The sequence below is a fragment of the Streptomyces sp. NPDC060366 genome, from assembly GCF_042725135.1.
Taxonomy (GTDB): Bacteria; Actinomycetota; Actinomycetes; order Streptomycetales; family Streptomycetaceae; genus Streptomyces.
The window spans coordinates 52,413-63,673 of the sequence record NZ_JBHXDC010000001.1; the positions used below are offsets into that span (position 1 = coordinate 52,413).

Annotated in this window: 8 protein-coding genes; all 8 read right to left on the reverse strand. The window is 70.1% G+C overall.

Going from position 1 to position 11,261, the window contains the following annotated elements; genetic code table 11:
* Positions 1–47: 47 nt before the first annotated feature.
* The 8 genes from ACFWHU_RS00120 to ACFWHU_RS00155 all read right to left on the reverse strand — a co-directional run bounded on the left by ACFWHU_RS00120 (position 48) and on the right by ACFWHU_RS00155 (position 11,250).
* Entirely contained in the window at positions 48–1,754 is a 1,707-nt protein-coding gene (locus ACFWHU_RS00120) for a right-handed parallel beta-helix repeat-containing protein (RefSeq protein WP_387222685.1), read from the reverse strand.
* 189 nt (positions 1,755–1,943) lie between these two features.
* Positions 1,944–4,115 (reverse strand): glycoside hydrolase family 3 N-terminal domain-containing protein, encoded by a 2,172-nt coding sequence (locus ACFWHU_RS00125; protein ID WP_385793357.1) that lies wholly within the window; start codon positions 4,113–4,115, stop codon positions 1,944–1,946.
* A 36-nt stretch (positions 4,116–4,151) separates the two neighbouring features.
* Complete coding sequence (locus tag ACFWHU_RS00130; protein WP_385793356.1) at positions 4,152–5,753, reverse strand: FAD-dependent oxidoreductase; 1,602 nt, start codon at positions 5,751–5,753, stop codon at positions 4,152–4,154.
* A 242-nt stretch (positions 5,754–5,995) separates the two neighbouring features.
* A complete protein-coding gene (locus ACFWHU_RS00135; protein WP_385793355.1) occupies positions 5,996–7,039 on the reverse strand; it encodes a LacI family DNA-binding transcriptional regulator in 1,044 nt (347 codons plus the stop codon).
* Positions 7,036–8,178, reverse strand: coding sequence for an ABC transporter ATP-binding protein (locus ACFWHU_RS00140; protein ID WP_385793354.1), 1,143 nt, complete (start codon positions 8,176–8,178; stop codon positions 7,036–7,038). The genes ACFWHU_RS00135 and ACFWHU_RS00140 overlap by 4 nt, the downstream gene beginning before the upstream one ends.
* Complete coding sequence (locus ACFWHU_RS00145; protein ID WP_387222690.1) at positions 8,175–9,293, reverse strand: ABC transporter ATP-binding protein; 1,119 nt, start codon at positions 9,291–9,293, stop codon at positions 8,175–8,177. The genes ACFWHU_RS00140 and ACFWHU_RS00145 overlap by 4 nt, the downstream gene beginning before the upstream one ends.
* A 64-nt stretch (positions 9,294–9,357) precedes the next feature.
* Positions 9,358–10,260: an ABC transporter permease gene (locus tag ACFWHU_RS00150; protein WP_387222692.1), complete on the reverse strand. Its 903-nt coding sequence runs from the start codon at positions 10,258–10,260 to the stop codon at positions 9,358–9,360.
* Positions 10,261–10,266: 6 nt separating this feature from the next.
* Positions 10,267–11,250, reverse strand: coding sequence for an ABC transporter permease (locus tag ACFWHU_RS00155; protein ID WP_387223915.1), 984 nt, complete (start codon positions 11,248–11,250; stop codon positions 10,267–10,269).
* Between the last annotated feature and the right edge of the window lie 11 nt (positions 11,251–11,261).

Below are 11,261 nucleotides of genomic sequence, written 5' to 3' on the forward strand. Positions count from 1 at the left end.
GGGCGTCGCGGGCCGATGCCGACCGCCGGTCGAGGTGCGGTCAGGGCCTATCCGGCGTCGGCCCCGATGTTCGGGGTGCCCGGGATGGCCGTCCCGTAGTAGTCCACCCCGGCGTTGCCGGACACGGCCGTGCCCGCTTTGAGCGCCGGGGAACCGGACTTGAGGGTGTAGGCCTGCGGGCACGGCTGCGGCCCCGTGCCCGAGGTCGGCGACCACGAGCAGACGCCACCCGCACCGGGCGAGGTGAACAGGGGGTCACCCCACACCGAGCCCGACTCCAGGCCGGTCGCCTTCCACGCGGCGAAGTCGGCGTGTGTCGTACCGCCCCAGCGCCAACCGCCGGTGTTCGTCCCGTAGTACAGGTTGTTCGACAGCGTCATCCCGGTCTGCCCGTTGGGGTTGTAGTAGAGCTGGCCGGTCTTGCCGTACGTGCCCTTGTTGGCCATGTGGCAGATGTTGTCCTTGATCTGCGAACCACTGGCCCAGGTCCCGGAGGCGTAACCGAACATGAAGCACGCGCTGGCGCCCGTCCGCTTGTTCGCGCTCTGGTCCTTGTTGGTGAAGAAGGTGTTGCCGTAGATCGACAGCGGGTTCTTCGGCGCGTTGGGCACCACGTCGAACAGACCGCCCTGGGCGTTCGCCCAGTCGTCGTTCTCGGAGACGTTGTAGCGGTAGGTGTTCGGTCCCCACACCCGCGAGCCGGCTGTCGAGGTGTAGGCCAGCAGACCGCTGCCCGCGTTGTCGTGCGTGTAGTTGTACTCGACCACCGAGTTCGTGGTGCCGCCGTCGAGGTCGATCCCGTCCCAGTCGCACCCGGCCGTGAAGGCCGGAACCGGCTGCACCTTGTACACCTCGTTGTGACGGATCTTCACGTTGTTCGAGGTGTACGTCATGATGCCGCTGGCGCCGCCGCACGACGTCACGTTGGCACCGATGTCGTGGACCAGGTTGCGCTGGATGACCGCGCCGTCCCAGCCGTTTGCGGTCAGCGCGGCTCCCGTGCTCTGGGCCGCCATGCCGAGGTTGTAGACGGTGTTGCCCTCGACCCTGACGTTGGTGATGTTGACCCCCGAACCCCAGCCGTAGATGCCCGGTCCGGCGTTCGAGGTCACACTGGCACCGTGCAGTTTGTTGTTGAGGATCTGCACGTCGTCCAACGGCCCGCTGTTGGCGTTCACCGCGTATCCGAGCACCATGATCTGGCCGCCGAAGGTACTGCCGCTGCCGCTCGGCGTGGCGAAGCCGGAGATGTCGGAGCCGGTCACCTTGAGGCTCTTGGTCGCCGTCGACGTCTTCTGGTTCTGCAGCAGTACACCGGCCGCGGTCGTGCCGCCGTTGACGAGCTTCAGGTTGTGCAACTGGAAGCCGCTCACGTTGTCCGCGGCGACCGCCGCCGAGTAGTCCCCCGTGCAGTTGGACTTGATGGTGGCCTGTCCGGTGCCGTAGGAGGTGACCTTGAAGGGCGTCGATGCCGACGACCCGGGCACCTTGTCCCCGTTGAAGGCCAGGCAGCCGGTGAACGTCTGCCCGCCCTGGAACGAGACGGTCGCACCACCCTGCGGGAACGTGAAGCCGTTGACCTTCCCGGTCGACTTCCAGGCCTGGTCCGGCGACAGACCGCTGTTGCTGTCACTGCCACTGGGTGACACGTAGTAAGTGGCGGCGGCGGCGTGCGCGGTGCCCGTGGCGGCACCCGCCAGCAGCAGGCCCAGCATTGCCTGGGCCACCACTGCCGCACATGTCTTCGCTTTCATGCTTCTCCTCACTGCGGGAGCGTGACGACGCACGGACCCGCAGATGACGACTCGTGTTGAGGCATGGTTCAAAGAACGGTCGAGTGAATCTCCTCGGCGCATCGCTCCCTTCGGCGGACGGCTTGGGCGTCCGGGTCGAGACGGTCCTTCCGGTGCCGGCCTGTTCCCGGTGGTCATGTGACCAAGTGGTCAGGTGATCAGGAGCGTGCGCCGGGCCTGTGTCCGCGAGCTGTCGCCGGTGTGGATGTGGATCTCGCCCGGCTCCACGGTGAAGGTCCCGGCCGGGTCGTTGGTCCAGTAACCGACGTCGTCGGCCCCCAGGGTGAAGCTGACCTCCCGCTCCTCCCCCGCCGCCAGCCGGACCCTGCGGAACCCACGCAGCCGGCGCACCGGTTGGGTGATCGTCGCGGCGGGATCCTGGACGTAGAGCTGGACGACCTCCTCGCCCTCCCGGTCGCCGGTGTTGCGGACAGCGACGGTCACCGCCACCGTCGCGCCCTCCCGCAACTCCCGCGCCCCGATCCGTTCCCGGCTCGGCAGCGGTTCGCCCAGCGTGAAGGTGGTGTAGCTCAGGCCGTGGCCGAAGGTGAACTCGGGTCCGTCGGCGATGTCGAGATACTTCGAGACGTACTTCACCTCGGGTGCCGCCGGATCGTAGGGGCGGCCGGTCCGCTCGTGGTTGTAGTAGAGCGGGATCTGGCCGACGGCCCGGGGGAAGGTCACCGGCAGCTTGCCGCCCGGGTTCACGGCACCGGTCAGTACGTCCGCGACGGCGGGGCCGGCCTCGATGCCCGGGTGCCAGGCCATCAGGATCGCCGACGCGCTCCGCGCCCAGGCGCCGATCGTGAGCGGGCGTCCGCCGACCAGCACCACCACACAGGGTTTGCCGGTCGCGGTGACCGCGTCGATCAACCGCTCCTGGGCGCCGGGCAGGCCGAGTTCACCGCGTACCGCCGCCTCGCCGCTCATCGCGGGCGGTTCGCCCACGACGATCACGACGGCGTCGGCGGCCTCGGTCGCGGCCACGGCCTCCGGGATGCCGGTGGTGTCGAACCCCTCCGGGGACACTCCGACGGCATGGGTGATGGAGGCGTACGGCAGTGCTTCGCGCAGGGCGCGCAGCACGGGCGCCGACGCGGGTGCGCCGGGCAGGGTCCAAGTGCCCAGCAGATCATCGGAGTCGGCGAAGGGGCCGACGACGGCGAGTGAACGCAGGGCCGGTGCGTCGAGGGGCAGGACACCGTCGTCGTTCTTCAGCAGGACCATGCACCGCCCGGCGACCTCGCGCGCCGCCGCACGCGTCTCGGCGGTCGGGCCGGTGAGGGCCACGGATTCGTCGACGTAAGGGCGCTCGAACAGGCCGAGTCGCAGCTTGAGACGCAGCACCCTGGCCACGGCGTCGTCCAGCCGCTCCGCGCTCAGCGTCCCGGCGGCGAGCAGTTCCCGGCCGTGGTCGACGAAGGTGGTGGACACCATCTCCATGTCCACTCCGGCGGTCAGTGCCCGCCGCGCCGCCTCGGCCTCGTCCGCCGCGCTGCCGTGCGCGATCAGTTCCTGGACGCCGGTCCAGTCGCTGACGACGACGCCGTCGAAGCCCCACTCCTCCTTGAGAATGCCGGTCAGGGTGTGCGGGTTGGCGTGTGCCGGGACGCCGCTGACGGTGTTGAAGCCGGCCATGACGGTGGCGGCGCCCGCCTCGACGGCGGCCCGGAACGGCGGCAGGTAGAGATTGCGCAGCCGCTGCTCGGACACGTCGACGGTGTTGTAGTCGCGCCCGCCCTCCGCGCCGCCGTAGGCGACGAAGTGCTTGGCGCAGGCGGCGATCCGGTCGGGCGCGGTCAGGTCGGCGCCCTGGTAGCCGCGCACCTTGGCCACCGCGTAACACGTGGTCAGATACGGGTCCTCACCGGTGCTCTCGGCGATCCGGCCCCACCGCGGCTCGCGGGTGACGTCCATCATCGGGGAGAACGTCCAGTGGATGCCGTTGGAACGGGCCTCACGCGCGGAGACCTCGGCGTCCTTCTCCGTCACCGCAGGGTCGAACGCGGCGGCCTGGGCGAGCGGGATCGGGAAGGTGGTGTGGAAGCCGTGGATCACGTCCAGGCCGAAGACCAGGGGAATGCCCAGCCGGGATTCCTCGACGGCGATGCGCTGAAGGGCGTTGCTCGCCTCCGCGCCGACGACGTTGAGCACCGAGCCGAGCAGGCCCTCGCGGGCGGCGGTCTCGGCCGACTCGGTGCCGCCGCCGCCCGGTCCGGTGTCCCAGGCCCAGGCGAGCTGCTGGAGTTGGCCGAGTTTCTCCTCGACGGTCATCCGGTCCAGGAGTTCCTTGACGCGGGACTCGTGGGCGTGGCCGCTCATGGCAGGTTCCTCTCAGGTGTGGATCGGGGCCGCGGCTCAGTAGTGGTGCGGCCTGCTGCGGATCTCCTCCGGCCAGGCCAGTTGGATGCCGAGGGTCTGGCTGAGCAGCCGCTGGTAGTCGGCCAGTTGGCCCTGGTCGGAGCGGACCTTGCGGGGCGGCAGGGCCCGTTCGAGGCAGAACCCGGCGAGGGCGCCCACGGCCTCCCCGATGGCCCACTCCACCGGGTGCAGCCGGTAGCACCCATTGGTGATGTGCGTGGTGCCGATGTTCTTGTTGGCCGGCAGGAGGTTGTCGACACGTACGGGGATCAGGGCGCCCAGCGGAATCTGGAAGGGGTAGGACTCGATGTCGATGTAGGTGCGGCCGCCGGTGCTGGGGTGCAGGTCGATGCGGTAGCTGCCGAGGCCGACACTGTCGTGGAACACCTCGCTCCCCGAGCCGGGCGGGCGGGCCTCGACGCCCACGTGCTGTTCGGCGACGGTGAACTCGGCCTTGATACGGCGCGATTCGCGGATGTACGGCGCCTTGGCCAGTCCGTCGGCGGTGCCGGTGACATCGGGCCGCAGGCGCAGGCCCGGCCAGCCGGTGCCCCCGTCAGGGCGGGGCGCCTCGGTCTGGAGCCAGTGCAGGAAGGACAGCGACAGCTCCCGGCCGGCCGTGAGCGCCGCCTGTCGGGCCGCCGCGTCGACGCCGAGCAGCGGCGCCTCCCAGTAGTCGATCTGCGGCCAGTTGACGACGGTGACGTCGGAGGCGAAGGCACCGGGCGCGAACGCCTCGCGGGCCAGGACCCGTCGGAACTGCCACAGGTCGAAGTGTTCCCCGGCCTCCCGGTCGGCCCCCATCAGCGCCCAGGTGCGCTGTTCGAGGGTGATCGGGACGATGTCGGTGAAGGAGAGTTGCGGACCGGGCCAGAACGGGGCGACGGTGTCGCGCCAGTGGTCGTAGGAGGCGGGCCGGTCGATCACATGGTTCTCACCGGGGCGGTGATCCAGGGCGAAGCACCAGGACACGGCCTGCTGGTCGAGGGGATCGGCGGTCTCGGGCGCGTGCGGTTCCCCGGTCTCGTCGCGGCCCTCCGCGCCGATGACGTGCTCCACGCCGGCCAGCTCCAGCAGGTCGCCCAGCTCGGTGGCGTCGGCGACGTACGAGGCGTGGACGGTGACTTCGCGTCCGTCGTGTCTGTCGGCCAGCGTGACCGCCTCGATACGGTCGCCGTCGGTGTGCGCGGCGACGGGTTCGTAGCCCGTGAGGACGGTGATCGCACCGGCGGAGCGCCACGGGGCGAGCATCTCCTCGATGACGGCGACGGCCACGCGCGGCTCGTGGCACATCCGGCTCACGACGCCGAGCCCGGGATCGAGCAGCGGATCGAGCGCGGCTTCCGGTCCGAGGGGATAGTTGCGGCGGTAGTAGTCGCGCACCCGCCGGCGCAGTTCGGCGTAGCCGGGCGGGCAGGCCGAGCCTTCGATCCAGGGATGCTCGTCGGGCGGCACCGCCTGGGCGGTGAGCTGTCCGCCGAGCCAGTCGGTGGCCTCGGTGAGCACCACCGTCCGGCCGAGCCGGGCGGCGGTGAGCGCTGCGGCGACGCCACCCAGTCCACCGCCGACGACGAGGATCTCGGTTCGTATCTCTGTCATGGCCCGGGGGCTCCTTCTGCCGGTTCCACCGGCTGGAGTGGTCGGTACAGGGGCACGTTCTGCTCAACTGGCCTGCGTTCGAGCGGTGTTCGGGACGCGCACGGAAGGGCGTACGTGCGTCCGCGGCCCGTCGGTCGTCCGTTTCGGGGCAGCCGGGACCGGCGGACGGCGCCGCGCGTCGCGCGACGCGTCCCGGATCGCCGGGTGATCGGGCCCGCCGTGGCTGTCCGGCGGGACGCGCCCTACTCGCTCACCGTCGCGATGGTTGTGCCGGGAACCAGCGGACACGGCACCAGCAGGCTCCCGGTCCGCTGCTCGGGGTCGGCGAGCATGTCCTGGAGCCGGTCGACGGCCATGCGGCCGATCTCGACGCGGGGAATCACAAGGGAGTCCCACTGTCCGGAGAGATCGGCCGGCGCCGCCTCCAGCACGGCGACGGACACATCGTCGGGGATCTTCCGTCCACGGGCGGCCAGTCGCTCACGCAGCTGCTCCGCGAGTCTCACGCTCTCCACCACGATCGCGGTCACCGCGCCGCGCGCCACCTCGTCCAGCCACGGCTCCTCGACGCCCTCGCGGCCGAGGACACCCGGAGACGTGTCGGTCAGCCCGAGCCGTACGACGGTCTCCGCGTAGCCGACGCGGCGGTCTTCGTACGGCTCCATCTCCATCCACTCGCGCACATAGCCGAGCCGCCGGTGACCGTGCTCCGCGAGCCGTTCCACGATCTGTTCGCTCGCCGACCGGTAGTCGGGGATGATCTGCGGGATCTCCGCGCCGGGCACCTCGCGGCGGCCGATGTGGACGAAGGGATATCCCTCGTACCAGAGCCGGGCCAGCTCGCCGCGGTCGGTGGAGACACCGAGCAGGATGCTGCCGTCGGCCAGGTTGAGCCGATTGGTGCCGTTCCGGTAGATCTTGCGTTCGCCGCCGCCTCCGGACCCGGTCGAGGTGAACAGCACCAGGTCGAAGCCGGTCTCCTCGGCCCGTTCCTCGATCCCGAGCAGGAACTCGAAGTAGAAGTCCTCGGAGGCACGCGGGAAGACGCGCTCGAAGGTGTGCACGCCCAGCAGGTCGTTGCGCTGGTTGCGCATGGCCCGCGCGGCCGGGTTGGCGACGTACCCCAGCTCGCGCACCGCCTCGAAGACCCGCTGCCTGGTCTCCTCGGGGATCCGCGCGGTCGCCGCGTTCCCGCTGATCACACGGGACACCGCCGACTGGGACACCCCGGCCAGCCGTGCCACGTCCGCCTGGCTGGGTGCCTTGCCGCGCCGTCGCGCTGTCATGATGCCCCCTGGAGCGTCTCCCGCCGGGCGGCGGTCGCCGCGGCATGTGTCGTCTCGGCGAGTTCCCCGGCCCGGCCCTTGGCGTGCAGCCAGCACTTCGCCCAGTGCCCGTCGCCCAACTCCGTGCGCGGCGGGGCCTCGACGGCGCACTCCCGCATCGCGAACGGACAACGGGGATGGAACCGGCAGCCCGTCGGCGGGTCGATCAGACTGGGCGGCTCACCCAGTTCGTCGGCCCCCGCGAAGAGTTCGTCGCGGTCCCCCACGCCGCGCTCGGGGTCCGGCGAGGACTCTATGAGCAGTTTGGTGTACGGATGCTGCGGCGCCGATATCACCTCCTCCTTCGGCCCGGACTCCACCATCTGACCCGCGTACATCACGGCGATCTCGTCACAGAGATACCGGGCGCCGGCGATGTCGTGCGTGATGTACAGCAGGGCCAGCCCGTCCTCGGTGCGCAGCCGCTGGAGCAGGTTGAGCATCTCCAGCCGGATCGACACGTCCAGCATGGAGATCGGCTCGTCGCCGAGCAGGACCTTGGGTTCCACGGCGAGCGCACGGGCGATCACGACGCGCTGGCGCTGGCCGCCGGAGAGCTCGTGCGGGAACTTCGCCGCGATCTCCGCGGCCGGGGTGAGGCTGACCCGCTCCAGCAGCTCCGTCATCCGCTGCTCCCGTCCCGCGGCGGTGAGTCGCGGCTGGTGCAGGCGCAGCGCGCGGTCGAGGTTGTAGCGGACACGGTGCAGCGGGTTCAGGGATCCGAAGGGGTCCTGGAAGATCAGCTGGACCTCGGAGTGGTAGGCGCGCTGTGCCCGCCGGCTGGTGCCGATGGGCCGACCGCGCAACAGGATCTCTCCTCGCGTCGGTTCGTGGAAGCGGGCCAGCATCCGGGCGAGGGTGGTCTTGCCGCTGCCGCTCTCCCCGACCAGCGCCAGAATCTGACCGGGCCGCAGGGATACGGTCGCGTCCTCGACTGCGCGGACGACGGAGGTACGGCCGAGCGGACCGCGGACGGTGAAGTGCTTGGAGACGTTACGCGCTTCCAGGACGTACTCCGGTTCCGCGACCGCCACCGCCTCGGACGCCGGGGCCGCCTGCCGCCGTGCGGCGGGCTCCTCCGCGTGCGGGGACTCGTTCATCGGATCCCGCCTCCCGTCTCGTCGTGGGTCTCGTGGTCGGTGTCGTGGCCGTTCTCATGGCCGGTCTCGTGGTCGCTCTCGCCGCCGGTCTCGTTGAGCAGGCACGCCGCCTCGTGGCCCGGCCGGGGCCCCACCGGCAGGAGCGCCGGCAGCCGCTCGTCGCAGCCCACCGTCCGGCGTGCGCAACGCGGGTGGAAGGGGCAGCCGGGCGGTGGACGGCGCAGGTCGGGCGGGGTTCCGGGGATGCCGTTCAGCGTGCGCAGCGGGGAGCGCAACGGAGGGAAGGAGTCCCTCAGCCCCTTGGTGTACGGGTGTTTCGGGTCGCTGTAGAGAGCCGCAGACTCACCCACCTCGACGACGCGGCCGGCGTACATGATGGCGATACGGTCGGCCAGTTCGAGCAGCAACGACAGGTCATGGGTGACGAAGATGACCGCGAACCCCAACTCCTGGCGCAGTCGCAGGACTTGGGCCAGGATCTGCCGCTGCATCACCACGTCGACGGCCGTTGTCGGCTCGTCCATGACCACCAGTTCGGGACCGCAGGCCAGAGCCAGGGCGATGGCGGCGCGCTGGCGCATCCCGCCGGAGAGCTGGTGCGGGTAGTCGCGGACCCGGTCCGCGGAGATGCCGACCAGGGCGAGCAGCCCCGCCGCCCGTGTCCAGGCGTCCCGCTTGCTCATCGAGCGGTCGCGGGCACGCAGGACGTCGGCGAACTGGGCGCCGATCCGCATCACCGGGTTCAGCGCGTCCATCGCGGACTGCAGCACGATGGACAGTGCCGTCCACCGGTAGCGGCGCAGTCGCCTGCTGTCGAGCGTGACGAGGTCGACGGGCTCGGCGCCGTCCCGTCCGTGGAAGAGGATCTCCCCCGCGGTGGTGACGGCGGGCGGTCGCTGGAGCCGGGTCAGCGCGGTGATCAGGGTGGACTTCCCGGAGCCCGACTCCCCCGCGACGCCCAGGATTTCGCCTCGGTGCAGGGTGAAGGAGACGTCGACGCAGGCGCGTACGGGTGCGCTGCCGGTGACGTACTCGACGGTCAGGTCACGGACTTGCAGGACGGCCTGCCCCGCCGGCGCCATGGACGGCCTCCGCTGCTCGGCCTGTACGGTCATCAGGATTCACCTCCGGGCTGGACGGTCACTGAAGTCGGAGGCATCAGCGGCGTGGGATACATGTTCATCGGACCCCGCCTCCCGCTCGCGCCAGGCGCTTGGCCTTGCGCACCGACGCGGGGCGGGCGGCCCTCAGCTTGGGGTTGGCCAGTTCGTCGACACCGAAGTTGACCAGTGCCGCCGCCGTACCGATCAGGGCGATACACAGGCCGGGCGGTACGAACCACCACCACAGGCCTCGCAGTACGGCGCTCTGCTGCTGCGCCGACTGGATCATCGTTCCCCAGCTGATCGCCGAGGAGTCGGAGATACCGAGGAACGCGAGTCCCGCCTCGGCCATCACCGCACCGATCATCGCGTGCAGGAACATCGAGGCGATGAGGCCGGTGAGATGGGGCAGCACTTCGGCGAAGACCAGCCGCCGGCCACGTTCACCCAGCATCCGCATGGCGCGGACGAAATCGCGGTTCGCGATGCTGAGCGCCTGGGCGCGGAGCGTACGTGCCCCGCCGGACCATCCGAAGAAGCCGATGATCAGGGCGATGGTGGTGAGCCCGGTGCCCTGGAGGTAGCCGGTCACGATGAGGATGAGCGGCAGCGCGGGCAGCACGAGGAAGAGATTGGTCAGGAAGTTCAGGGCGGCGTCCACGCGGCCGCCGTAGTATCCGGCCGGTACTCCGATCAGGATCGCCATGGCCGTGCCGACCACCGCGCCGAGCAGCCCGACGTACATCGAGCCACGGGCACCGGCGATGACCTGGGCGAGGACGTCCTGTCCGAACTGGTTGGTCCCCAGCAGGTGTTCACCGCCGGGTGGCTGGGCGATGAGGCTGGTGTCGTTGGCGCGCGGGTCGAGCCCCAGCAGGCTCTGTGCCAGCCAGGGGCCGAACAGGGCCAGCAGACAGAACAGGGCGAGAATGCCGAGTCCGATCCGGACCTTCCAACTGGAGAGGAATGCGGTGCTCAACGCCCGTCACCCGCCTTCTCTGATGCGCGGGTCGAGCAGGGCGTACACCGAGTCGGCCAGCAGATTCGCCAGCAGGACGGTCAGCATGATGAGGAAGAAGACCCCTTGCATCACCGGGTAGTCGCGCTGCTGGAGCGAGGTGAAGAGCAGATAGCCGACGCCCGGGTAGTTGAAGACCACCTCGGTGAGCAGCGCGCCGCCGACGACGTGGCCGAGGGCGAGCGCGAAGCCCGTGAAGTTCGGCAGGACGGCGTTGCGGGCCGCGTAACGGAGCATCACCCGGCGGCCGGACAGACCCTTGGCCTGGGCGAGCAGCACATAGTCCTCGCGGACGGTGGTCACCGTCATGTTGCGCATGCCGAGCAGCCAGCCGCCGAAGGCCGAGAAGACGATGGTGGCGGCGGGCAGCACCCCGTAGTGCAGCACGCTCAGGAGGAACGACGGGGACAGGCCGATCGGCAGGTCGGCGTCGTATCCGCCGGACAGCGGGAACCAGCCCAGCACGAAACCGAAGAGCCACAGCCCCACCAGCGCCATCCAGAAGTACGGGATCGCCGAGACGAAGGTGGTGAGCGGGCTGATCACGGTGTCGAAGCGGCCTCCCGCCTTCCAGCCGGCCATCGCGCCGATACCGGTGCCCAGTACGAACGCGACCACCGTGGTCGTGCCGACCAGCAGCAGGGTCCAGGGCAGGCCCTGCCGGAGCAGGTCGCTCACGGGGGTGGGGTAGTTGCTGATCGAGGTACCGAGATCGAAGTGTGCCAACTGGACCAGGTAGTCGAGGTATTGGCGGCCGAGATTGGCGTCCGGATTGCCGAAGACCTTCTGGATCGACTCCAGGGCGCTCGGCGGCAGTTGCTGACCGCTGACGCGCTGGAGCTTGTCGACGATCGCGGCGGACGGGTCGCCCGGCATCAGCCGGGGCAGAAAGAAGTTCAGGGTAATCGCGGACCAGGCGGCGGCCAGGTAGAAGCCCAGTCGGCGGCCCAGGAAACCCCAGC

What these genes read in the sequence shown, in the direction of transcription:
- ACFWHU_RS00140 (WP_385793354.1), bottom strand. Translation starts at nt 8,178, where the DNA reads ATGAACGAGTCCCCGCACGCGGAGGAGCCCGCCGCACGGCGGCAGGCG.
- ACFWHU_RS00130 (WP_385793356.1), bottom strand. Translation starts at nt 5,753, where the DNA reads ATGACAGAGATACGAACCGAGATCCTCGTCGTCGGCGGTGGACTGGGT.
- ACFWHU_RS00135 (WP_385793355.1), bottom strand. Translation starts at nt 7,039, where the DNA reads ATGACAGCGCGACGGCGCGGCAAGGCACCCAGCCAGGCGGACGTGGCA.
- ACFWHU_RS00125 (WP_385793357.1), bottom strand. Translation starts at nt 4,115, where the DNA reads ATGAGCGGCCACGCCCACGAGTCCCGCGTCAAGGAACTCCTGGACCGG.
- ACFWHU_RS00145 (WP_387222690.1), bottom strand. Translation starts at nt 9,293, where the DNA reads ATGACCGTACAGGCCGAGCAGCGGAGGCCGTCCATGGCGCCGGCGGGG.
- ACFWHU_RS00120 (WP_387222685.1), bottom strand. Translation starts at nt 1,754, where the DNA reads ATGAAAGCGAAGACATGTGCGGCAGTGGTGGCCCAGGCAATGCTGGGC.